The 24,940-nt window shown below is 36.3% G+C and carries 16 protein-coding genes; 6 read left to right on the top strand and 10 right to left on the bottom strand.

The annotated features are described in order from the left end of the window. Positions 1 to 180 precede the first annotated feature (180 nt). Positions 181 to 855: an aminoacyl-tRNA hydrolase gene (gene pth / locus ACSV4D_RS03925; protein WP_439227229.1), complete on the top strand. Its 675-nt coding sequence runs from the start codon at positions 181 to 183 to the stop codon at positions 853 to 855. Positions 856 to 908: 53 nt separating this feature from the next. Here pth and ACSV4D_RS03920 read toward each other — a convergent pair whose 3' ends face one another. Further along, positions 909 to 3,575: a reprolysin-like metallopeptidase gene (locus tag ACSV4D_RS03920; protein ID WP_439227228.1), complete on the bottom strand. Its 2,667-nt coding sequence runs from the start codon at positions 3,573 to 3,575 to the stop codon at positions 909 to 911. Positions 3,576 to 3,782: 207 nt separating this feature from the next. On the opposite strand from ACSV4D_RS03920, the gene ACSV4D_RS03915 reads away from it, so the two are divergent. The 4 genes from ACSV4D_RS03915 (at position 3,783) to bioB (ending at position 6,936) form a co-directional block, all read left to right on the top strand. After that, complete coding sequence (locus ACSV4D_RS03915) at positions 3,783 to 4,712, top strand: bifunctional riboflavin kinase/FAD synthetase (protein ID WP_439227227.1); 930 nt, start codon at positions 3,783 to 3,785, stop codon at positions 4,710 to 4,712. Between the two features lie 115 nt (positions 4,713 to 4,827). Beyond that, positions 4,828 to 5,265, top strand: coding sequence for a hypothetical protein (locus tag ACSV4D_RS03910; protein WP_439227226.1), 438 nt, complete (start codon positions 4,828 to 4,830; stop codon positions 5,263 to 5,265). Positions 5,266 to 5,327: 62 nt separating this feature from the next. After that, positions 5,328 to 5,765: a hypothetical protein gene (locus tag ACSV4D_RS03905; protein WP_408080698.1), complete on the top strand. Its 438-nt coding sequence runs from the start codon at positions 5,328 to 5,330 to the stop codon at positions 5,763 to 5,765. An 85-nt stretch (positions 5,766 to 5,850) separates the two neighbouring features. Further along, the gene (gene bioB, locus ACSV4D_RS03900; RefSeq protein ID WP_408080696.1) at positions 5,851 to 6,936 is read left to right on the top strand and encodes a biotin synthase BioB; all 1,086 of its coding nucleotides are present in this window, start codon (positions 5,851 to 5,853) and stop codon (positions 6,934 to 6,936) included. 69 nt (positions 6,937 to 7,005) lie between these two features. Here the strand turns inward: bioB and ACSV4D_RS03895 are convergent, their stop codons facing one another. The 3 genes from ACSV4D_RS03895 to ACSV4D_RS03885 form a co-directional block, all read right to left on the bottom strand. After that, a complete protein-coding gene (locus tag ACSV4D_RS03895; protein WP_439227225.1) occupies positions 7,006 to 10,179 on the bottom strand; it encodes a T9SS sorting signal type C domain-containing protein in 3,174 nt (1,057 codons plus the stop codon). Between the two features lie 543 nt (positions 10,180 to 10,722). Beyond that, a complete protein-coding gene (locus ACSV4D_RS03890; RefSeq protein ID WP_439227224.1) occupies positions 10,723 to 14,574 on the bottom strand; it encodes a T9SS sorting signal type C domain-containing protein in 3,852 nt (1,283 codons plus the stop codon). 631 nt (positions 14,575 to 15,205) lie between these two features. After that, positions 15,206 to 18,901, bottom strand: a complete 3,696-nt coding sequence (locus tag ACSV4D_RS03885; RefSeq protein ID WP_439227223.1) for a hypothetical protein — start codon at positions 18,899 to 18,901, stop codon at positions 15,206 to 15,208. A gap of 195 nt (positions 18,902 to 19,096) precedes the next feature. Between ACSV4D_RS03885 and ACSV4D_RS03880 the strand changes: the two genes are divergently transcribed. Beyond that, the gene (locus tag ACSV4D_RS03880) at positions 19,097 to 19,573 is read left to right on the top strand and encodes a regulatory protein RecX (protein WP_439227240.1); all 477 of its coding nucleotides are present in this window, start codon (positions 19,097 to 19,099) and stop codon (positions 19,571 to 19,573) included. A 142-nt stretch (positions 19,574 to 19,715) separates the two neighbouring features. Here ACSV4D_RS03880 and ACSV4D_RS03875 read toward each other — a convergent pair whose 3' ends face one another. The 6 genes from ACSV4D_RS03875 to ACSV4D_RS03850 form a co-directional block, all read right to left on the bottom strand. Continuing rightward, positions 19,716 to 20,870 (bottom strand): beta-ketoacyl synthase N-terminal-like domain-containing protein, encoded by a 1,155-nt coding sequence (locus ACSV4D_RS03875; RefSeq protein WP_439227222.1) that lies wholly within the window; start codon positions 20,868 to 20,870, stop codon positions 19,716 to 19,718. A gap of 51 nt (positions 20,871 to 20,921) precedes the next feature. Continuing rightward, positions 20,922 to 22,193 carry an adenosylmethionine--8-amino-7-oxononanoate transaminase gene (gene bioA / locus ACSV4D_RS03870; RefSeq protein WP_439227221.1) on the bottom strand — a complete coding sequence of 424 codons (1,272 nt, stop codon included), beginning with the start codon at positions 22,191 to 22,193 and terminating at the stop codon, positions 20,922 to 20,924. A gap of 101 nt (positions 22,194 to 22,294) precedes the next feature. After that, the gene (gene bioD / locus ACSV4D_RS03865) at positions 22,295 to 22,912 is read right to left on the bottom strand and encodes a dethiobiotin synthase (RefSeq protein ID WP_439227220.1); all 618 of its coding nucleotides are present in this window, start codon (positions 22,910 to 22,912) and stop codon (positions 22,295 to 22,297) included. A gap of 38 nt (positions 22,913 to 22,950) precedes the next feature. Further along, complete coding sequence (locus ACSV4D_RS03860; RefSeq protein WP_408080682.1) at positions 22,951 to 23,352, bottom strand: GxxExxY protein; 402 nt, start codon at positions 23,350 to 23,352, stop codon at positions 22,951 to 22,953. A 41-nt stretch (positions 23,353 to 23,393) separates the two neighbouring features. Next, positions 23,394 to 24,554 carry an aminotransferase class I/II-fold pyridoxal phosphate-dependent enzyme gene (locus tag ACSV4D_RS03855; protein ID WP_439227219.1) on the bottom strand — a complete coding sequence of 387 codons (1,161 nt, stop codon included), beginning with the start codon at positions 24,552 to 24,554 and terminating at the stop codon, positions 23,394 to 23,396. Between the two features lie 63 nt (positions 24,555 to 24,617). Further along, a complete protein-coding gene (locus ACSV4D_RS03850) occupies positions 24,618 to 24,899 on the bottom strand; it encodes a F0F1 ATP synthase subunit epsilon (protein WP_408080678.1) in 282 nt (93 codons plus the stop codon). Positions 24,900 to 24,940: the final 41 nt, after the last annotated feature.

Genomic DNA, 24,940 nt, shown 5'->3' with positions numbered 1-24,940 from the left:
TGGAGCAAACTATTCCGTAACACAACAACAGCCGTCCCGCTGTCCTTCCAATCTTTTATTTTTTAAAGAAAAAAATAAAAGGATTTTCCCTCCCATCGGGGCTAAAAAAAGAATATTATGCATTAAAAACAATTCGTCCTCACACTTTATTCTTTTCTCTTTTTACTCTATTTTTGCAGCATGTTACAATGGATAAAGAGTCTGTTTCCCACAGCAGCAAAAGAAGATTACAGCAACAACATGAAACCGGAGGTTCACGAACACCCAGAAAACAATATAAAAAGCGTGAGTAAAAAATATTTAATTGTAGGATTAGGCAATATTGGCGCCGAATATGTAAATACACGACACAATATCGGCTTTAAAGTATTAGATTTTTTAGCCAAAAAAGAAAGTCTTGACTTTCAAACCGTAAAATTAGGATCTCTGGCTGAATACAAATTCAAAGGAAGAACTTTTTTACTTTTAAAGCCCAACACCTACATGAATTTAAGTGGAAAAGCGGTTCAATATTGGATGGAAAAAGAAAAAATTCCATTAGAGAATATATTAGTAATTACGGATGACTTAAACATTGCTTTCGGAACTATCCGCATTAGAAAAAAAGGCAGCGATGGCGGACACAATGGTTTGAAAAATATTCAGGCCGTACTAAACACAACCGAATACGCTCGTTTCCGTTTTGGAATCAGCGACGAATTCAAAAAAGGAAAACAAGTAGATTACGTTTTAGGAGAATGGAGTACTGCCGAAAACGAAACGCTTCCTGAACGATTGGAAACAGCTGCCGAAATCATCAAATCTTTTGGAACTGCAGGCTTAGAAAAGACCATGTCAGCTTTCAACGGAAAATAAAAAAAGCAGGAAAACAGATTTTGTTTTCCTGCTTTTTTATAATTGATTACAAACTACTTAATAATAATTTTAGTTGTTTTTTTCACACCTCCATCTATCATGTGTACAAAATAAACTCCTGCCTTTGGCTTGGTATCCAGTTGGATATCCTGACTAAAATCACCATTATTAGGATATTTATCATCAAATAATCTTTTCCCAGTAGTATCAAAGACTAAAATCCTGATTTCAGCAGAGGAAGAAGTACTAATATACTTTACATTAAAATTGCCATCATTATTCTTAGAACTCACTATTAAATCCTTATTAATTTCGTCAAAAGGAATCAGGGTATATCGTTGCGTACAAACAGCAATCGATGCTGCATTTATCGTTCCGGTATCATTAGTAAAAATGTCCCTGTAGCGCAGCGTCCAGTTTCCTGTGGGATTTTCGCCTTTAAAATTTCCCAAAACTCCTAAAGGAGTTACCGTTTGTAAACTCGCATTTCCACAAGATAAATCGGAACCAACGTCATCATAATACAATAACAAACGCCCGTTAGTACTGCTGCAGCCATTATAAAATAATTTGACTATAGTGCCTTTTGGACTCATTAATTCCAACTGAACATCTGAAAAATAGTTATGAGAAATATCTATCTCTACAGTTACAGCAGTTACAAAAGAATCCGTCGCAGGCACTGTAATAACCTTAGTAGCAAAACTACCCGATTCCGGAATTGCAAAAGGAGTTGCGGGAACAGCAAAAGTTTCACAATCAGATTCAATAGCATACCCTATGGTAAACGTTTTTTTATTAACAGCATAGTAGATATTCTCCGTTGGCTCAATCAAAATTCTGCAAAATTGAGAAGAAACATCCGGAACTGTAATAGTCTCAGAACCATCGTTAGCAACAGCCGAAGCCAGCGTAATAGGAAAAGTAACTCCGTTATCAATTGAAAGTTTTATATTAACCTTTGACGAACCCGGCAAAGCATTGGTTCCATTAACATTCCATTCAATTATTTTTTCAGTATTCTGAAACCAACTGAGATTATCTGTATTTTGAGACGTAATTTCAAAAGGGCCAGTTGCTGCATTAACATTTACTACCATCTCATCTGAAAGCGTTTGTGCAAAACCCTCTGCAGCGTTGTCTCTGGCCGTTAAAACAAAATGAAGTGTTCTAGCCACTGCAGGCACAGATTCCCATCTGCTGGTTAATCTTCCTGCCAGGACATTTTCAAAAACAGGCATATAACGTATAGGAGTACTGACCGGCGGATAAGACCTAAAAAGCGGTCCGTTAGTTTTAGTAGCCGAAGCCACACTCAAATCACCATCTGCAGAAGTAGCTGAATCATTTTGTTCCCAGGCATAAGTAACACCTGCCGCAGAATTACCAGTGCCTTTTAAGATAAACGCAGTCTCTTTTGGAATTGTATAATCGGCTCCAGCATTTACTATTAGTGTATTTCCAATAATAGTCGTGATTACAGGACATGTTTTAGAGGTTAAATTAGTTTGAATCTGGCTGATACTTGCAAACGAAAAATAATCATCCGAACGTTGTTCTACATCATAATCAGTAGTAATTCCGGCATATCCCATAATTGTTGATCCACTACCAGGCTCGACACTCACTCCCGTACCTTCTATTTCATAAGAAAAAACATGATTAGCTCCCAACTGATGACCCATTTCGTGAGCTACAAAATCGATATCAAAACTATCTCCTTCCGGTCGGCCATTAGATGGAGAAGTATAAGCGCTTCCTTTAGCTGCTTCGCAAACACAGCCAATACAACCTGCATTTCCACCACCACCAGTAGCTCCGAACAAATGTCCTATGTCATAATTAGCACTACCAATAACCGAATTTAAATTATTCTGTAACTCTCCACTCCAGACTCCGGCGGCATCTCCATTACCAACACCTGCCTCTGCGGCAGAATACGGATCAGTCGCTGCATTTGTATAAATCACAGCATTATTATTAGCTATAAGAAGTAATTTTACCGCTAAATCCCTTGTAAAAACAGCATTTACTCTTGTCATAGTGGCATTCATTGCTGCCAATGCTCCGTTTACGGTACCGCCATGATAAACAGCATATTCTCCCGTACAAGACAACGCTAATCGCAGAGTACGAAATTTTTTGTCACTGGAAACCAGCTTAGCATTCTGAGCATTTTTTTTAGTTAAACCGGACTCATCAGCAGTGGCACAACGAAACGGCAGCTTTTCCTCATCTTTGTTTTCAGAATTAAAAACTACATATACATCTTTATTTGTTGTATCTTTTTCTATAAACTCTACCTGATTCCCTTTTCTGGTAATCATCGTTTGAATTCCTGATGGCGACATACTAAAGTTTAAAACGGCCGAAACATCCGTGATTCCTGCACCAGAATAAGACCTGATGTCCGGATATTTTGCCTGAAGTTCCGGTTCGAAATTAGAATTTTCATGAATAACAAATTTTTCCAACTCACCATTAGAATTCGGAATCGTAACTTCGGTCGAAGCATTTGAAAACTTTGTATCCTGTACCGTTTTCAGTTTTCTTTTTAAAATCTCTTCATTTAATCGGAATAAAACAGCAGGTTTAGAATCTGATTTTCCGCGTAATTTTTCTGTAGCCGACAAATTAACTCTTGTCCACGTTTCCTTTTCCTGAGCCTGAGTAACGGAAAACCACAATAAAAAAAAGAGGAACAGATAATTTATCTTCATGATTAGCTTAAATTTAAGTTTCAAAAATAAAGCATTTAAATCAGAAAATATTCAACTTCTAATTTTAATTAACACACAAAACAAACGTAATAATTAAATTAAATTTCATTTTTTGTGACAAAGAGCATAAATCCTTAAAAATAGAATAAGCATAGTATCAAATTTAAATTAGATAGTATAAATTTGCACTATTATAAAATATTTACTTTGAAGATTTTTCATTCTATAAAAGATTTCAGTTCTCCCAAAAAAACAATCCTTACTTTAGGCACCTTTGACGGAGTACACATCGGGCATAAAAAAATACTGGAAAAAGTAATTCAGAACACCCGGGATGACAAGTATGAAAGTCTGGTACTTACATTTTTTCCACATCCCAGAATGATTTTGCAGGAACGTTCAGAAATAAAACTGCTAAATACTATGTCTGAGAAAATAGTTCTTCTGGAACAACTAGGCATACAAAACCTTGTTATACATCCTTTTGACGAAATTTTTTCGAGATTAACAGCTGAAGATTTTGTAAGAACTGTCCTTGTAGAACAATTTAAAATTCACAAAATAATCATCGGTTACGATCATCGTTTTGGAAGAAACAGAACCGCAGACATCAATAATCTCATTGAATTTGGCGAAAAATACAACTTTGAAGTAGAACAAATATCTGCACAGGAAATCAATGCTATTTCAGTAAGTTCTACAAAAATCAGAAACGCTATTCAGCAAGGCGAAATGGTTTTAGCCAATAAATATTTGGGATACCAGTATTTCTTAACCGGAACAGTTTGTAAAGGCAAACAACTGGGACGAACAATTGGTTTTCCAACAGCTAATCTGGAAATCGAAGAAGACTACAAGCTTATTCCGTCAAGAGGGGTTTATATTATATCCAGTGAGATTAACAATCAAACGGTTTATGGTATGATGAACATAGGTGTTAACCCTACTGTTGGTGAAGAACAATTGTCTGTGGAAATTCATTATTTAAATTTTGAGGGTAATCTATATGACCAAAAAATTACAGTAGCCATACACCAAAGGATTCGGAATGAGGAAAAATTTGATTCGCTTACTTTATTAAAAGAACAAATTGAGAAAGACAAAACACAAACACTTTCCTACATAGCAAGACTTTAAATTTTAAGTAAAAAAACCTTTCATTTTATTAAATAATTCCTGCTTTTTTACGTAAATTTGATAGACAACGCCCAGATTACTATCAAATAATTTTTTAACTTTAAAAATTAAACGTATGAAAATGCCCAAAGAATTATACAATGGAGTAATTATTTTTATAGGTATTGCTCTTTATTTTGCATTAATAGAAGTACTCCAACTCACTGATGTATTTTATTTAAGATTATTAAACATCCTGTTTGTTTATTACGGAGTCAATAAAACCTTAGAGTCTAACTATAAACACGGAAAAAATAATTTTGGAAAAAATGCTATTTCAGCATTTGTGACAGGATTTATTGGTATCTTTTTAAGTCTTATTGGTTTAACAGCTTATATTTATTCCAAAGGAGGTGATGAATTCATTGAAAGTTTATCTTATACTTTACTTTATCCGGGAGAAGCTACTGTAATGACTTATGTTTTTTCCTTACTTATTGAAGCAATTGTTTCAGTAATGATTGTTAGCTTTTCATTATTATTATTCTGGAAAAGAAAATACCCATCTGACTAGAAACTTAAATCCTTTAAATTTAAGTTTTCGGTTCTTTTATTTTCAATTTGAATTCAAATAAAATGAAACTGAATAAAGAAATTATCAACGGACTTATTATTTTCATTGCTATAAGTATTTACTTTTTGTTAATGGAACTATTAGGTCTGTCTCATCATTTTTACCTGAGGTTTTTAAACATAGTATTTGTTTTTTATGGTGTCAACAGAACCATTAAACAAAATTTGAATGAAGGAAACAAACAGTTTGTTTCCAATGCCATTTCTGCCATGTTTACTGCTGTAATTGGTGTCATCTTAAGCATTGTTGCATTAGTCATTTACAGTTATCTACAAGGTGGTGATGCTTTTGTACAATCGCTGTCAGAAACGTTTCTCTTTGGCGGAAATCCTTCTATCGATGCTTACTCGATTTCATTATTATTTGAAGGAGTCGCTTCGTCAGTAATTGTAACTCTCCTGCTAATGCTGTATTGGAACAATAAATTTTCAACAGACTGATGTAGTACTCCATCCCTTTTTAAAGCTATTGCATTGCTATTTTGAACAATTTGACTACTTTTGACGCATCAAAAAATACAATACAATGAGTATTACAAAACACGACTGGACTAAAGAAGAAATTATTGCTATATATAACAAACCTATGATGGATTTGCTTTTTGAAGCAGCTTCTATTCATAGAGAACACCACGACCCAAATGTGGTTCAGGTATCTACATTATTATCCATTAAAACAGGTGGATGCCCTGAAGATTGTGGTTATTGTCCTCAGGCAGCACGCTATAATACAGGCGTTGAAGGAAATGACTTAATGAGTGTGAGCCAGGTTAAAGCACAAGCTTTGCGTGCAAAATCTACAGGTTCTTCCCGCGTATGTATGGGAGCAGCCTGGAGAAACGTGAAAGACGGACCCGAATTTGATCAGGTTCTTGAAATGGTACGCACTATCAATAAACTTGATATGGAAGTGTGTTGTACACTCGGTATGATTACCGAAAATCAGGCACAACGATTAGCTGAAGCAGGTTTATATGCCTACAATCACAACTTAGATACTTCTGAAGAATATTATAAAGATGTTATTTCCACCAGAGGTTTTGAAGACCGTCTGGAAACGATAGAAAATGTTCGTAAAACAAATGTTACGGTATGCAGCGGAGGAATTATCGGTATGGGAGAAAGTATTGAAGACCGTGCCGGAATGCTGGTAGCTCTTTCTACTTTAAACCCACAACCTGAATCAGTACCTATTAACGCACTTGTTGCTGTGGAAGGAACTCCAATGGAAGAAGAAAAACCGGTTGAAATATGGGAAATGATTCGAATGGTAGCCACTACCCGTATTGTCATGCCGGAAACTCAGGTTCGCCTTTCAGCCGGAAGAACAAATATGAGTCGTGAAGGACAAGCAATGTGCTTTTTTGCAGGCGCTAATTCTATTTTTGCGGGAGATAAACTTCTAACAACACCAAATCCTGATGTAAACGAAGACATGAAAATGTTTGAAATGTTAGGTTTAAATCCACAAAAACCATTTACTAAAGTTTCACAGCCACAAACTGTTGAAGCTGCCGATTCTCAATTTGCGCCTCTTGGCGAAAAACCAAAATGGTCTCGTCCGGGACACACTATTGAACGTAATGTGGAAGCATCCATTAAAGGCAAATAAATACCTTTTTGAATACAAAAAAAATCCATTAGTCTAATGCTAATGGATTTTTTTATGCATGTAAAATCATTAATAGATTATTTTCTTCACTGCTGTTTTACCATTTTCTAATACTGCTTTTACAATCAAAACCTGATGTACTCCTGATATATTACTAATAGTTACAGTTTCTAAATTAACTTCCGTATCCGAATAGATCAAGCTTCCCGAAAAATCATAAACGTAAATAGTTTTAATGATTTCATCTGAAGTATTAATAGTGATTACTTTGTTCTGATTCGAAATAACAACTCCTTCAACAGCCATATCGCTAACATCTTCTGTCAAAGCATCTTTATCCTGATAACGCAATATAAAACGATTGTTAAAAATTCCTTTTTCGGTAGTAAACGAGTAAGGCTCTTTTAAATCGTGCAGCACTGCTAACAATTTGTCTTCTAAGAATACTTTTTGCGAAGCCAAAACACCATCACTATGATCAATACTGATTTTAAAATCGCCTTTAATAGTTGATTTATAACCCAATGCTACCGAATCTTGTTCCTGAAATGGTAACGCACGCCCCTGAATAGCCAAATTCACATCTTGGTTTACACTATAAAAATCCACAAATTGATTGCCATCATAACTCACCCCATCAAATCTTCCCTCATAATCATTAGTCGCTCCAGTAATGTAACCAATTAATGTTTGCTTAAAAGCTCCTTCTGCATTTGTCAAATTCAGCCACAATCTATTCTTCTCGATTTTCACAGTTGATTTACCTGACTTTCCTAATTTAAAAAACTGCGAATTATCCATTACCTCTTCTTCCTCCTCTTCGTTAATGGTAAAGCGCATACTGTTATTAAATACGATATCACCCCCCGTTGCACTTGCCGGAGCAAAAAATCCCTGTGCAGCTGCAATTAACCCCGTTGGAACACTTAAATTATTATTGTCATTTGGATCATTAGCATCGCTATCAACTGTAGCCGCAGTTCCTACACCGCCTGTTAGATTATAACCTGCATAATCACTGGTCGTATAATTGTAGATTGCAGGATCATTTGCAGGAGCGTTATCATTTCCGAGAAAAGGATCAGCATTATCACTTGGCGGTGAGTTATGAGTCCAGAAATACAGCGTCCCATCCAGAGGACCATTATTATCTCCAGTCACTGGATCAATATCCATATTAGCAGTTAAAAAAGCATCAGCATCAAGAGCCGAAGGATAAGGATTCCCTAACAAATGAACGCGATTTCGGGCTATATTTTTTGTAAATTCACCATTATTTGGTTTCCCTTCAAAAACCGGACTAGCATCAATAGCTGCATCTGTAATGCTGAAGGTTTGGGGTGCTCTGATAATATAACCATTCCCAGCCACCATTGGAAGTACTCCTCCGTTATACTCTATTTCCCACCCCATAACAGGATCATAACTGTAATATTTATCAAAAAGTGTATGAGGAGATAAAGCTTTCATCATTTGTCCCGCAACCGGTGATGACCAATAAGTAAAATCATAACGTTTTACTGGCATGGTATGACGCTTATAAATAATATTTCCCGAATCCAAATTTACAGCAGCATCATTCATCTGGACTAAACTTGCATTATTTTCAAATGTCAATGAACCTCCATCATCCACCACTAATTCATTCCTAATTTGCAAATAACGACCTGTTTTAAACACCACATATGCTCCTGTATTCACTTTACAGGAACAAGCCTGAACATCGGCATCCTCATCATAATTACTCGCAAAAATCACTTTGTTTTCCAGAGTAGGAACCTCATCCCATTCACCATCTTCCCAGGTTCTTACAGGAGGTGGATCATTAATAACCACCGTAAACGGAACAGAAACTGTTTGAGAACTACAATCTCCCTTAGAAACAACAAAACTTTGTGTTCCTGAAGCTAATCCTGAAATGGTCGCTGTAGAGCCTGTTCCGGCATATTCTCCCGGATTAATAGTCCAAGAACCGTCTGGCAAGCCGCTCAATTCCACACTTCCCGTTGGCTCAGCACATGTTGGATGAGTTATTGTTCCTTGAACAGGTACAGCAGGGCGGTCAAAAATTATTGAAGCATTCACTGCTGTAGAACAATCAACAGAGCTAAGGTGGGTTATAGTAACTGTAGTTACACCTACAGTACGTAACTCCTGAACTTCAATAGTTCCTGTTCCGGCTGTTCCAACAACCATTGTAGCCGGAGGTGGGGGCACGACCCCTCCATCAATGGTATAAGTTACGGTATATGTCCCTATGGGTAATCCTTCAGGCGTGGAATGCAATGTAATAGTTCGGCTTTGTTCGCAATCAGCATCAGCACTTAAACTTGTAATGCTATAAGTTGGACAAGTATAAGTTACTTTTATTTGACCGTCACCACCTTTTCCACCTCTAATCCCAGAACCTAGAACATTCAACAATATAGCACCACCACCACCACCACCACCAGGGGCAAAACCATCTTCACCATTACTAGTACCACCAAGTGTTATAGCTCCTAATACATTAATTTGTCCCACTAAACCATCAGCACCTGAACCTCCCATTTCATCAACTGATGTTCCTGCTCCACCTGCTCCACCTGCTCTGGATAATACTCCATTCGTACTATTTAATCCATTACCATTAGATCCTGCACCACCACCACCACCACCACTAACTAACGTAAGACCAAGGTTCAGAAGACTTGCCGAATTACCCTTTCCACCTGAATATAATCCTACACCGCCAGCACCACCATCACCTACTAATGTTGTCAAATTTACTCCTCCTTTATTACCTCCGGTTCCACCATTAGCAACAACTGATGTATATAAAAAAGCAGGAACAGTAGATGATGGAAAAGTACTTGCCCCTCCAGGAGCGCCATTACGATTTGTAGGTGAAATTTCTCCTGCACCACCAATACCAACAACATAATTAACTCTTACATTATTAGGACTTGTACCAACATTCACATTTCCTGTATTAAAAGCACCACCACCACCACCACCACCAGCAGCAAGAAGACTAACTAAACCTACTAGTTTGTCTGCACCTCCTCCTCCTCCACCGGCACCCCAGGCCTGAACGGACAAACTGGTGACACCGGCAGGAATTTCAAGAGTACCGGAACTCGTTAAGGTTTTTGTTGTTTGAGCAGCAATCGAAACGGAAAGTAAAAAACAAATTACCAATAAAAAACAGCAGGTTTTAAGCGAGTTTATTGGTACAAAGGAGGTAAAGTAATTTTTATTCATAACCCTATATTAAAAAATTATATAGCCGGCCCGATACCAAATGTATCAGGTGAACACAATTTTTTAGGGGGTCTAAAAATCTGACATAAAATTACTAAAAAAATCGTTTAACGGAGGTTTTACACTGTTAAAATACAGCTTTTAACAATAAAATAAAGTCAAAAGCTACAGCAAAGAATCCTTAAGTTAAGTAACTCCATTAATTTACAACAGATTAAATCATAAGAAAAAGCGTTAATAAAACACTTAATTGAAAAACTAATTTGATAGAAATCTCAAGGAATTAAAAGAATGAATATCATAATAGACCTTTTTTTAGCCACGAATACACGAATTAATCTGTAAAAAACTTTAGACTATTTTACTGCAAATTCGCAAATTATATTTTTTAAATCTTTTAGATAAAATCAGTATTTATCTGTAAAATCAGTACAATCTGTGGGCTATTCTTTTAGTCACGAATGCAGGCAATCTTTGTCGATACAGCACAAAAAAATCCCGACTACATAGCGTAATCGGGACTTTTTAAAATCAATTTTAAAACTAATAAACAATCTTTCTGCTGAGGTTTCTACCATCTATCAATACAATATCAACTATTAATATCTGATGACCGGAAATTAAAGAATCGATAACTAACGTGTTGGCATCAGTTTTTTCTTTTTGATATAACTTTCTTCCAGCTACATCATATACCACCACCTTATCAATTAATACCAGCGGAGAATCCACGATAATCGACTTATTTTTAACCGCAACCGTAATTTCTTTATTTAATACTTCTTCAGGTAATTGCGGCTCTATAACTTCTTCAACAGCATTTTTATCTACATAACGCAACACAAAACGGTTATTGAAAAAACCTTTTTCGGTACTAAAAGTATATGCCCCTTTTTTAAGATCATGAAGCACTTTTAAGTCCTTATCTTCAATAAATACATTTTGAGAAGACAATGCACCGTCAGTATGATCAATACTGATTTGGAACTCTCCTTTAATTGCTGATTTATATCCTAATGCCACAGAATCTTTTTTAGAAAAAGGCAAAGCACGTCCCTGAATAGCTAAATTTACATCTTGATTTATACTATAAAAATCAACAAATGAATTTCCGTCATAAGTAATACCGTCAAAACCACCTTCATAATTATTAGTTGCTCCTGTAATATATCCCACTAATGTTTGTTTGAAAGCACCTTGTGTATTAGTTAAATTCAGCCAAATACGGTTTTTCTCTGTTTTAGCTACCGTAGTTGTTGCAGCTTTACCACTAGTTAACTTAAAAAACTGCGAATTATCTGTTCCTGAAGCCCCTCCAGAAATTCGCATGGTATTATTAAACTCTACATTTCCTGTTGCTTTTACTGGTGCAAAGAACCCCTGACCTGCTGCAATTTTACCTGTTGGTGGAGCTCCCCCACTAATTGCGGGACGGGTTGCAATTCCCCCTGATCTGTTGTAAGTTGCATAATCATCAGAGGTATAAGCATAAGTTCCTGAACCGGCAGTTCCGTTAGTGATATTGGTAGCCAATTGAATTTCCGTATTATGTGTCCAGAAATACAGCGTTCCTTCTAACACATCCTCATTTTTCTCTAAAAATTTATCTCCATCAATAGCGGATGGATATGGATTTCCTAATAAATGAGCCTGATTTGCTGCTAATCCTGATAAAGTAACTACACCATTATGAGGCACTCCTGTAAAAGTGGCTAAGTAATCTTCTGCTGGTCCTTTTCCTTCAATGAAAAACGTTTGCGGTGCTCTAATAATGTAACCATGTCCCTTTTTCATTGTATCCACTCCATTATACGAAACTATCCAACCATTATTATAGCTGTAATATTTGTCAAAAAGCGTATTAGGCGACAAAGCTTTTAAAGTTTGCCCTGCAACCGGCGACGACCAATAGGTAAAATCATAACGATTTAAATTTTTGGCTAAACGTTTATAACTAATATTTCCTGAATTAATATTAGGATCTTCATTCTCCTGAACTAAACTCGCATTGTTTTCGAAAGTCAATGTTGCGTTTGGCTGAACCTCCACTCCATTTTCAATTTTTAAAGTACGACCAGATTTTATGGTAACAACTGTGGATCCTGTAACCTGGCAAGAACAACCTTCGATATCAGCATCATTTGCATTCGTATAATCTGAAGCAAAAACTAATCTTTGATTAATAGTTGGTGTTCCTTTACTCCAAGATCCACTCGACCATGTGTTTGTTTCTGGAGTAATAATTTCTACAACAGTAGAAACAGCAGAAATACAACTTCCATTATCAACTGCAAAATAATAAGTACCTGGTAAAAGTCCTGTTATTGTTTGTGACCCACCGGCTGTAATTGCGATATTATCCGAACGTTCTCCTGTTTGAAGAATAGTTCCAGATGAAGGCAGCCCACTTAAAGTAACACTACCTGTTGGTCTTGTACAAGTTGGATTTGTCGGTGTACCCACCGTAGGAGTAGACGGAATAGTATTAACAACAATAGTTCCTGTAGCACTAACACTTCCACAACCACCAGTTAAAGGTATACTATAATTAAAAGTACCAGATTGTGTAGGTGTACCACTGATTGTAATAACATTAGAAGACCAAGAAGCTGTTACTCCTGCAGGTAAATTTAACGGAGTACCTATTCCTGTTGCTCCAGTTGTAGTATGTGTAATATTAGACATTGCAGTATTGGCACATAATATTGGACTTGGAGAAGCTGTACCTACAACACTGCCTGATGTAACTATTAAATCTGTAGAAGTTGACGTTCCACAACCACCATTATAAGTAGTAAAAATAACCTTAACAGTCCCTACACTAACACCTGTAACAACTCCTGCCTGTGTTATAGTAGCACTTCCCGTTTGATTAAAAATTGACCAAGTACCTGTTCCTGTAGAAGACCAAAAATTTGGATCTTTTATAAATGTAGCAGTGCTACCCACACAAATAGATGTTGACCCACCACTGATAGTACCAGGAGTTGAAGAATCATTACCTTTTTCAGTAAAAGTAACTACATTTGAGTTACCACTTACCCCGCAACTTGTTTTTGCTCTTAATCTATAATAATAAACCCCTCCAAGGGCCAAACCTGTTATAGTATAGTTACGGTTACTGGACTTATCAACATATAAATTTTGATAACCGTTAACATAATTTGTAAAAGTATTATCAATTGCTACATCTAAAAAGTATCCATCAACTTCCTGACCACTTACATTGTAAACCCCGTTCCATTGTGCTACCCAATCATTGCAACTTCCATATCCCGAATTGGCTACAGGTGCCGCTATAGTCGTAGTCGTAAAACTAGCAAATGGAGAATAACTAGTTGACGCACAATTTCCAGATGATTTAACTCTAAAATAGTAAGTAGTGTTTGGTGATAATCCCGATAGAATTAAATCTCTCACATTTCCTACACTCAAATTATTATAGGCAGGAAGAATAGTCCCCGCAGAAAATGTATTAGTTGTTGCCACATCTAAATTAAAATTTGTAGCGTCTCCCTCCCACCTTATTGTAGCTGTACACCAATTAACGTTATCTACCCTTGTATTGGTAGGAGCTGCTATTGAATTATTTACCACAACATTTGTTGACACTGTCGAAATAAAACCATCATTTCTTTTAATTTCAACAGAATAAACTCCCCCATGATTATAAATATTAACACCCTCTATGGTATACGTAGCTGTAGTACTAAAATCAGGATTATAATAGATCCCATTACCCGACCATCTGTAAGTATATGTATAAGAACCAGATGTTGCTGTAGGCGGAATAGCTGTAAGAATTAAAGAGTTCCCTGCACATGCGGGAGAATTTGAAGTTGCACTACCAGTCCCACCACCACTACTAAAACTATCAAAATTAGAGAGAGCTCCTCCACCTCCAGTACAAGCAGACACCTTAGTACTTCCTATATAAAGAGCTGTTTGGTTACTGCATGGATTACTTTGAGACACTAATTTACCAGAACCATTAATAACAAATGAAGTATTAGTTGGAAAAGTTATTTGACTATTACCCACAAAAGACATAAGACCAGCAGAATTAACCCTAACACTCATAGTATTGACTGTTACAGTTCCATCAACAATTAATTTCCCCCCTGTTCCTGTACCAATAACCAAAGAAACAAAACTATTAGCGATATTAGTATTTACTGTAATAACATTGGAATCGCGAACTGTTACAGTACCTGTCCCAGAATTCTGTCCGGGATATCCCTGTCCTAAAGTGGGTGTCCCCCATGTTGTACCGTTATAGCGTTCCCAACTTGTTAGTACTGTCCAGTTTCCATTACCAGCAGAACGATAATCACCAGTTATCTGTGTAAAGGCTAAAAAAGGGAATAAAATTATAATAAGTAAAATTTTCTTCATAGTAGTATTTATAAAATCAAAAAAGGGGCTAATCTTAAATTTGGGTCAAAATAAATGATAGAAAACAGCACTGTAAAACAAAGTCGTTTATCTGCATTTATAGTCGTTAAGCTACCATTTTTCGGCACTAACACAGGTATTTAAAGCAGCTTTATCAGAATACTGAATAACAATGCTTTAGTACTTTTTTTTAACATACACCTTTATCTGGATTTTAGTTTAAAAAAAAGCCTAATAGTTTTTAAACCCAAGGCAGGGCTTAAAAGCAATAAGCCAGCCTACTGAAACAATAGGCATGACATACTAAAAAGCAACGAATGGCTATAAAAATAATGACACACCCGGCTTTTTTAAGCACCATCTACAAAAAAGCCAGACCCGCCTATTTACTCAAAAGCTAACATCTAAAAAAACAGTAAGGTTTGCTATAGTCTTAGTATGGCGCGATATTCCTAAAAAAACCAGACTGATTTTGAGACCGTCTGGTTTTCACAATTATTAGGGTTTGGTTTAAGGAATGTAATTATTATTCTGCCGAAAGAATTTAATCAACATTTTTTTATCCGGATTTCTGGTAATAAATCGGTTTCTGTCAGTCTTTTGTGAGCGAAAGAATCTCAAAAAAATAATCTTAGTAGACAATCTTTGTTACACTATTTTCCCCGTTAGCCAAAACCATATTGATTAGCAATACCTGATGGGCTACATTTAAATTCCGGATGATAAAATCATTTGCTTTCACTGCCTCGTTTTGATAAATAAGACTTCCGGAAACGTCATAAATACTGACTTTAGAAATAAAACTTTCGGATGAATGGAGTCTTATTTCCTTATCAAACACTGTAACGGAAGCAGCATGGTCTACTAAAGCTATTTTTTTTACTGTTTTATCAGTATTACTTTTAGTTTGATAACGCAAGACAAAACGATTATTGAAAGTTCCTTTTTCGGTAGTAAAAGTATAAGGCTCTTTTTTAAGGTCATGTAATAGCTGCAAATCCTGGTCTTCAAGAAAAACCTGTTGCATATCTATTATTCCATCCGTGTGGTCAATGCTGATTTTAAAATCTCCTTTTATAGTAGATTTATAACCTAAAGCTACAGTGTCTTTCTGTTCAAAAGGCAAAACCCGCCCCTGAATAGTTAAATTCAACTGTTGATTTATACTATAAAAATCAATAAACTGATTTCCATTATAAGTCACTCCATCGTAGCCTGGATCATAATTATTGGTTGCTCCGGTTAGGTAACCAATCAAAGTTTGTTTAAAAGCCCCCTGATTGTTAGTTAAATTCAGCCAGATACGATGTTTATCAGCTGTGACAGTTGTTGCAGCACTTTTAGCTGCAGGATTTAATTTAAAAAACTGAGAATTATTTACACCTGACAAACCACCGGAAATACGCATAGCATTGTTAAAAACTAAGTTTCCTCCAGAAGCGCTTGCCGGTGCAAAAAACCCCTGAGCGGCTGCAATTTTACCTGTTGGTACAGCACCTCCCGAAATTGCAGAAATACTTGTACTCACTCCTCCGGTTCTGTTATAAGTAGCATAATCATCAGAAGTATAGTTGTAAATAGCATCTCCTGCAATGTTAATATTTGGTGGCGTATTGTGTGTCCAGAAATAAAGGGTTCCTTCCAAAACGCTGGCATTTACATCTAAAAAAGTATCTGCATCAATAGCCGATGGGTATGGATTTCCTAATAAATAGGTTTTATTTGCCATCAAAGTCATATTCACCATTCCATTGTTAGGAACACCTATAAAAACAGGATTGGTATCAACCGTAGCGGTAGTGATACTAAATGTTTGTGGTGCTCTAATGATATAGCCATTCCCTGGCTGCATGGTAAGCGCTCCATTGTATTCTATTTTCCATCCCGTATTTGGGTTATAACTATAATATTTATCAAAAAGTGTATTAGGAGACAAAGCTTTCATGGTTTGCCCTGCAACCGGTGAGGACCAATACGTAAAATCATAACGTCTTACAGCTGCTGTATGGCGCTTGTAATGAATATTTCCAGAATTAATTGCTCCATTATTTACCTGAACCAGACTGGCATTATTTTCAAAAGTTAACGAACCGTTTACAACAAGATTATCCTGAAGTTTAAGTGTAACTCCCGTTGCTACAATAGCAGCAACTCCCGTATTTACAATACAGGAACATAATTCAGTATCCACTCCAATAGTTCCTGATCCGGATATTACTCCTACTTTAGTATTATCAGGTGTAGAACTCCAGCTACTACCATTATAAGTTGTAATTAAAGGGGAACTTATGACCACAGGAACAGAGGGAACAGAGGTACAACTACCATAAGAAACCGTAAAAGTATGACTCCCTACAGCCAAACCAGAAATCGTAGTTGCTGTCCCCGTTCCCATATAACTACCCGGGTTTATTGTCCATGTACCGGAAGCAGGTAAATTAGTTAATACAACACTTCCTGTGGGCTGCATACACGTGGGCTGGGTAACTGTTCCCACTACCGGAGCTGACGGCAATAAATTAACTGTCATCGTAACAGCATTAGACGTTGCCGGACTTGCTGTCAAACATGGTGTCGCATTGGAAGTCATTACACACGCAACAACATCTCCATCAGTCAATGCTGTATTTGTGTAAGTGGCTGAATTTAAACCTACATTTCCACCGTTTAATTTCCATTGATAAACTGGCATTGTACCACCATTTGTTGGAATAGCTGTAAATGTTACTGAAGTCCCTGAACAAATTGCTCCTGAAGGTGAGGCAGACACCGTGACATTTGCAGGCAAAATTGGATTTACAGTTATTGTTGCACTACCAGAAATCATGTTGGAACAACCTGGCATAGTTTGATAAACTACACTAACTAAATTATAATTATATGTAGTCGCAGTAGATGTAGGAACAGCTACGGCTGCCGTATTACCAGCAGGAATATTGATCTGTTGATTAGCTCCTCCGTTTACGGTATAAGTAACTGTAACAGCTACCGTTTGAGGATTTGTGAATGTGATATTGGGAGATGAATTTCCAACACATACGCTTGTTGTTCCACTAATCGTAACAACAGGTGCAGGGCGAACAATCAAATTAGATCCTGGATCCACAAAACCACTTGTTCGGGTACATGTACCATTAGATATAGATACCAAAGTATATCCTGTATTAACTGTAGGGTTATCTGCCGGTGTAAAAATATAAGGCGCTGCTGATGGAATTGAAACTGTATACTGGATTGAAGTATCATCGTTTTTATAAGTGATACTGTAAGGCAATACAAAAGTAGCATCTTCAGCATCAAAAGTCAGTTGAGGGCTTCCTCCTGCACAAATAGTAGTCGCTGAAAAACCATTGCTTATATTATTTGGTACATTATTGACTGTTGCTACAACAGCCGTTCTCGTAGCAGTCGTACAACCACCATTAGTGGCATCAACATAATAAGTGGTTGTATTTGTTAATGATGGTGTATTATAGGTTACTCCTGTGGCAACAGGACTTCCGCCGGTCGCTGTTGTATACCAATTAATAGTTCCGGATGAAGCAGTAGCACCTAATGTTACTACTCCGGAACCACAAATAGAAGATGGGGCTGTAGCTGTTATAGTTGGAATTGAATTTACAGTAACAACAAACTCCTTTCTTGGAGTCGTATTTGAACCTGTAGTAGCCGCCACATAATAAGTTGTTGTAGCTGATATCGAAGGTGTAGTTAATGTTGCAGAATAAGGACTAGTTGAAGCCGTAACACTTGAAACAACACTTCCCCCACTTGGTACAGTATATAATCTGTAGGTTGTAGAAGCAGCAGGAGTTGGAATTACTGAAACTGCTACAGATGCTGTACCAGAACCACAGATAGGTGAAACTGTTGTCTTTACAAAATTATATCCTCCATTAATAACTAACTGATTAAAAGCATAATCTGCTCCTGCACCACCATTACAACTGGCAATTAAGTCTGTTCCTATATATATTCTTTCCGAAGCATTACAACTTCCTCCTATTAAACTACCCCCTGATTCAATTATAATAGAAGATCCGGCGGGTAAAACCAAACGCTCATTACCAGGAGAAAAATCAACAGAAGCATTATTTCTAACTACAAATTGTATCGGTCCTAAAGAGCAGGAATTATAAAGGTCTAAAGTCTGATTCATAGACAAATTAGTACTTGTTGTTCCGTTTCCTATATAAATAGTGGAATTACCTGAAAAACTGGCGCAGGAGTACGAACTTGAATTTACATTTCCGGTAATAGTATATTGCGCATTACAATTTGTAAGGACAAAAAACAACAAGATGAGTTGAAGTAAAAATAGTCTCATAATCTCAAGTATAAAATTTAACAATCCTAAACATTCGCAAGAAACATATTAAAGTAACTCATTATAAGTCAGATAGTAAAACAAAGTCGTTAAGCTACATTAATCATCGCCAATCCGCTTTTTTTTCAAATGACAGCAGTTATTCCCAGAATTATGTACCTTTATTGCTCCTTATTTATAATCCATCAGGATAAGATGAAAGAAGTTTTTTCCCTAAAAGAAGCCATACAAAAAATAGAGCATTATTGTGCCTACCAAGACCGTTGCCACGAAGAAGTAGTACAAAAATTGCGAAACATGAAAATGGATTCGGAAGAAATTAACCAGATTATAACACATCTTATCAATGACAATTTTCTAAACGAAGAACGCTTTGCCTGTAGTTTTGCCAGAGGAAAACACCGCATCAAACATTGGGGAAAAATCAGAATAACCAATGAGTTGAAATTCAGGAATATCAATCAAACCTTAATCAATATCGCTTTAAAAGAAATTAGTCCGGAAGAATATTATGAAACTTTCGAAACTTTAGCAAACAGAAATTGGGAATCCATTCGGGAAACCAATTCGCTAAAAAAAAGAAAGAAGTTTTGTGATTATATGCTCCGACGAGGATTTGAGAGCAACCTAGTTTATGAAAAAGTTCGGGATTTGGAAAACAGCAATCATTGATCAGTATTCAGTAGTCCTAAAAATTTTAAAAGAAACTTTTTTAACCATAAGATTTGAGAATATTTACGTTAAGAAACACCACAAATAATCCTTGAGTCTGTAAAAAACTATGTACTTAGTTCCTACTTTGTGAACTCGGTGGTTAAACACTCAACAATACGCTCACTGCGTTTCCACCAAAACCTACTGCATTTACCAATACTTTTTTAATGGATTTAATTTGTTGTTGCGCTTTCGCAAATGGGACTCCAATGAATTGATTGTGTTGCATCATTAGAATAGCCAACTCCACACTCAGCATTCCCGAAGCACCGAAAGTATGTCCGATTTTCCACTTGTTTGTAGTTAACAAAGGAAGATTTTCTCCAAAGATTTTCTGAATGGCTTTATACTCGGTCAAATCACCTGCTTTTGTTCCCGGAGCATGCATCACAATGGCATCAACCGCTGCTAAATTGGTATTTTCCAAGGCCATTTTCATTGACTTTTGGAAACAAGTGGCTTCTGCCGAAATGGAAATATTATGTTCTAAAATCTCCGTAGCATAACCTATTCCTTCAATAAAGGCCAAAGCACTTTCCTTTTTCCCTATTTCGAGACAACAAACTGCAGCACCTTCGCCCAAAATCATCGAATTTAGTTTTTTATCAAAATTCAATGCCTGATTAGGATAGACTTCTTCACTATGCGAATAGATTTTCAAAGCTCGCATCTGAGCAATCGTAAAATCAGTTAAAGGCGCTTCGCTTCCACCAATTAGAAATTTATCAACCATACCGGCACGCAACCAGGCAACACCATTTAATAACGCATGTAAAGCTGTAGAACAGGTAATAGAATGCGAGATTTCCGGTCCTGTGCATTGCAAATCATGACCCACCCAGGAAGAAATATTCCCCAAAGTTGTTGTTGGCGAAGCCAGTGTTTGGCATTTTCCGTTATCTAAATATTCTTTATAATGTTTTTCAAATAATTCCGTCGCACCACGGGAAGATCCTATATTGATTCCGAAAACTGAATCTGAATCCCAGCCTGCATCAGCAACTGCTTGTCGGGAAGCCGCCATCGCATACAAAACCGATTTATCTAAGGATTTGTATTTGATATCCGATTCTTGCAATTCAGCTACCATTTGTTCCGAAGTAGCATCCAAAGGAGCCACCCAGGTTTCCTGATTATCCAAATGCCTTTTTGAAAAAAAAGGAGCATCAGAAAGGTAATTTCCCCAAATGGTTTTGGAGTCATTTCCTAATGGAGAAATAGATGCTATTGCTGTTATAGAGATTGTTTGTGACAAGACTTTTTAATTTTCTGCAAATGTCGTAAAGTTTTTAAAAACATTAGCTATTTAAACCATATCAATAGCTTTTTCGACCACTTCATACACTTTTTGCAATTGCTCATCCGTGATGATATAAGGAGGCAAAATGTAAACAATATTACCTACTGGACGCAGAATAATTCCATTTTCGATAAAGAAATTATAAAGCTTATTACGCATGGTTCCATAATAGAATTCCTCTCCTTCTTTCTTTATTTCCAATGCAAAAACAGTCCCTAAAATCCGGGTGTTAGTCACTTTTGGATGTTTTTCAATGTGTTTTTGAAAAGCCAAATGATTGGCATTTACCCGAACTAGATTCGCTTGCATTTCGGGAGTTTGCAACAATTCAAAACTAGCTAATGCCGCCGCACAACCAGTTGGATTAGCTGTAAAAGTATGTCCGTGAAATAAGGCCTTGTTGATATCCTCATCATAAAAAGCATCAAATATTTCTTGTGTAAAAGTGGTAATCGCCATCGGGATGGTTCCCCCGGTCAAAGCTTTTGACAAACACATCATATCAGGCATCTCCTGGGCATAATCCATTGCAAAAGTTTTTCCTGTTTTTCCAAAACCCGTCATCACTTCATCGGCAATGGTTAAAACATTATTTTCCTTGCAGATTTTAATTAACTCATCCAAGGCTTCCGCTTCATACATCACCATACCCGCAGCTCCCTGTACCAAAGGTTCGAAAATAAATGCCGCACAATTATAGTCTTGAATCACTTTTTGCAAAGCATCAAAACTCGCTTGTTCTTCACCTTTAATCGGAACCGGAATTCGCACCACATCAATAAACATTCCCTGAAAAGCCTGGGTATAAAACGAAATACCACTTGCAGCCATTGCTGCAAAAGTATCACCATGAAAAGCATCTTCCAATGCAATTATAGTCGTTCTTTTTTCGCCTTTATTATAAAAGAACTGCAAAGCCACTTTTATGGCTACTTCTACCGAAGTAGAACCATTATCCGAAAAGAATACTTTTTGCTGATTTTTTGGCAATAGTTTCATCAGTTGCTCGGCAACCTTAATAGCGGGTTCATGGGTAAAACCGCCAAAAAGCACATGCTCTAAAGTGGTTAATTGTTTATAAATTCTATCGGCTATAAATCGATTGGAATGACCAAAAGGATTCACCCACCAGGAAGCAATGGCATCAATGTATTCCTTATTATTTTCGTCCCAAAGCAAAGCGCCTTCGCCTTTGGTTATAGCAATCGGAGTTTGAGCCGTTTTATGTTGGGTATAAGGATGCCAAAGGTATTGGCTGTCTTTTTCTGTTAAGTTCATATGTGAGATATAGAAAATAGAGAATAGTATAAAGACTAAACGCTATAATTTTCTGCAAAGATAAGAAAGTCTATTTTCTTTTCTCTTTGCTCTTTACTCTCTTATAAATTAATTAATTTTTCACGAAACAAATCGGCATATTCACGAATTACATTTTGGTCAAAATAAGGTTCTTGACTGATTCTTCCAATGCATGGAATTCCTGTTTTTTTCAAAATAATGGATTCAGTGGCTAGATTCTCTTCTCCATTGAAAACAATTCCAGCAATAGCAATTTTTCTGTTTTGCAAAGCCTCAATGGTTAGCAAAGTATGATTAATACTTCCTAAATAATGGCGGGAAACCACGATTACCTTGTAATCCGACTGAATCAAATCGACAATTGTTTCATTATCATTCAATGGTACAAAAATTCCGCCCGCACCTTCTATTACAAGATGATTCTGAGTTGAAGGTTCTATAATATTAGATTTATCAATTGTAATTCCATCAATTTCGGCTGCCAAATGAGGACTCGCTGGCGTATTCAACGCATAACTATTCAGGTGAATTATCGTTTTATCATTCGATAAAAACGCTTTTATTTTATGACTATCCGAAGTATCTAAATCTCCTGCTTGAATGGGTTTCCAATAATCTGCTTCTAATGCTTCGGTTATAATGGCTGAGGCGATGGTTTTACCTACGTCGGTACCGATTCCTGTTATAAATAATTTCATGTGTTTTTAGCCACGGATAATACGGATATAACGGATTATCACTGATTTTTTAAATTTATTTTTCTATCATTTGTATATATAAACCTTTTAAATTCTGGTTCTTCCCCAAAATTCAATAATAAGCCGACTTCAATTTCTGTAGCTTTTAAATAATTCATTGTTTGTGCCACGTGGACATTCATAAGTAATTCGCAAGCCTTAAGTTCAACAATAACTTTATTTTCAACTAACAAATCTGCAATGTAGTCCCCAACAAGCTGTTGTTTAAAATAAACTTTAATTTGCTTTTGTGCTTCAACCTTGTAACCCCTTGCAATCAATTCAAAATACATCGCATTCTGATACACTTTTTCGAGAAAACCTGAACCGAGTTCATTATAAACCTCATAATAAACTTTTAAAATCGAATCTGTTATAGATTTATGCAAAAGGTCTGCCATATTTAATCTGTGTAAATCAGTTATATCCGTATTATCCGTGGCTAAAAAACAAAAGTACTCAACAATTGTAATACTTGCGCAATTTCCTCTTTAGAATTAAAAGCATGCAAACAAAAACGCAAACGCTCTTGTCCTTCTGGAACGGTTGGTGAAAGTATCGGTTTTACATCAAAACCTTTTTCCTGAAGTTTATTAGCAATCAATTTCACCTTATCATTCCCTGGAATAATCGCACTTTGAATCGCTGACTTAGATCTAACAAAAAGCGGTTTTAAACCCAACAAATTCTTTTGCTGATTAAAATGAATAATATTCTCTTTTAACAAAGTAATATTGCTGTTTTCTGTTTCTAAATGCTGATAGGCCACTAAAATCGTAGCAACGGAATGTGGAGAAAGCCCTGTTGTATAAATAAAACTTCTTGAAAAATTGACCAAATATTGTTTTAATTCCTGACTTCCTAATACGGCTGCACCATGACAGCCTAAACCTTTTCCAAAAGTCATAATTCGCGCGAAAACTTTGTCTTCCACACCATACTCCTGAACCAAACCACTACCATTTTTGCCAAAAACACCCAAAGCATGCGCCTCGTCAACCACAACATAACAACCATACTTTTCGGAAACTACAAGCAATTCTTCAATATTTGGGCAATCGCCATCCATTGAAAAAACAGTTTCTGTAACAATGTAAATGGTTACCGGTTGCTGGTTACTGGTTGTTGGTTTGAATTTTAAAATTAATCTTTCTAAATCTTCAAAATCATTGTGTTTAAACTTATAGGATTTTGCATTTGAAAGTTGGATTCCGTCTCTGATGGAAGCATGACACAATTCGTCATAAAGTATCAAATTGCCTTTTTGAGGAACCGAACTGAAAAAACCGAGATTGGCATCATAACCCGAATTAAAAATCAATGCCGACGCTGCCTGATGAAACTGAGCAATATAATTTTCAGTTTCCTGATAGACTTTATGATTTCCTGATATTAACCGAGAGCCTGTTGCTCCGTTTTGAGTAAAATGATTTTCTAATAAATACTGATGGGTTTCCTCGAAAATGGCTTTGCTTTTTGAAAAACCAATGTAATCATTCGATGTAAAATCGACTAAATTATTGTACTCTGGCAATTGACGCAAAGCGTTATTTTGGGTTCTTACCTCTAGTTTTGCTATGAGATTTTTGGGTAAACTTTTCATAAATCAAAAATAAAAAAAAACGCCAAGCAAAAGCTTGACGTTTTTATATTAATGCAAATTGTCTTAGTCTGCTAAAACAATTACTTTATTGTCTTTCATTTCAATAGTCCCTGACTCAATAGCTAATGTATAAGTATGGTCATTTACTTTAGAGAACTTACTTGCTACCTCTTTAGAAAACTTGAAACTTGGCGCATCAATTTTCACAAGACCTTTTCCTAAAATAGAAACGATTGGTGCGTGATTGTTCAATATTTGGAAGCTTCCATTAACTCCAGGTAGAGTTACCGAAGTAACTTCTGCTGAAAATAATTTTGCTTCTGGTGATACTATTTCTAAAATCATGTCTTTTTTTAGTTAATAGTTGATGGTTGATGGTTGATGGT

It is taken from the genome of Flavobacterium sp. ARAG 55.4 (assembly GCF_051846875.1).
Taxonomy (GTDB): domain Bacteria; phylum Bacteroidota; class Bacteroidia; order Flavobacteriales; family Flavobacteriaceae; genus Flavobacterium; species Flavobacterium plantiphilum.
Note: the sequence above shows the minus strand (reverse complement) of the source record. Positions and strands in the feature narration are given on the sequence as shown.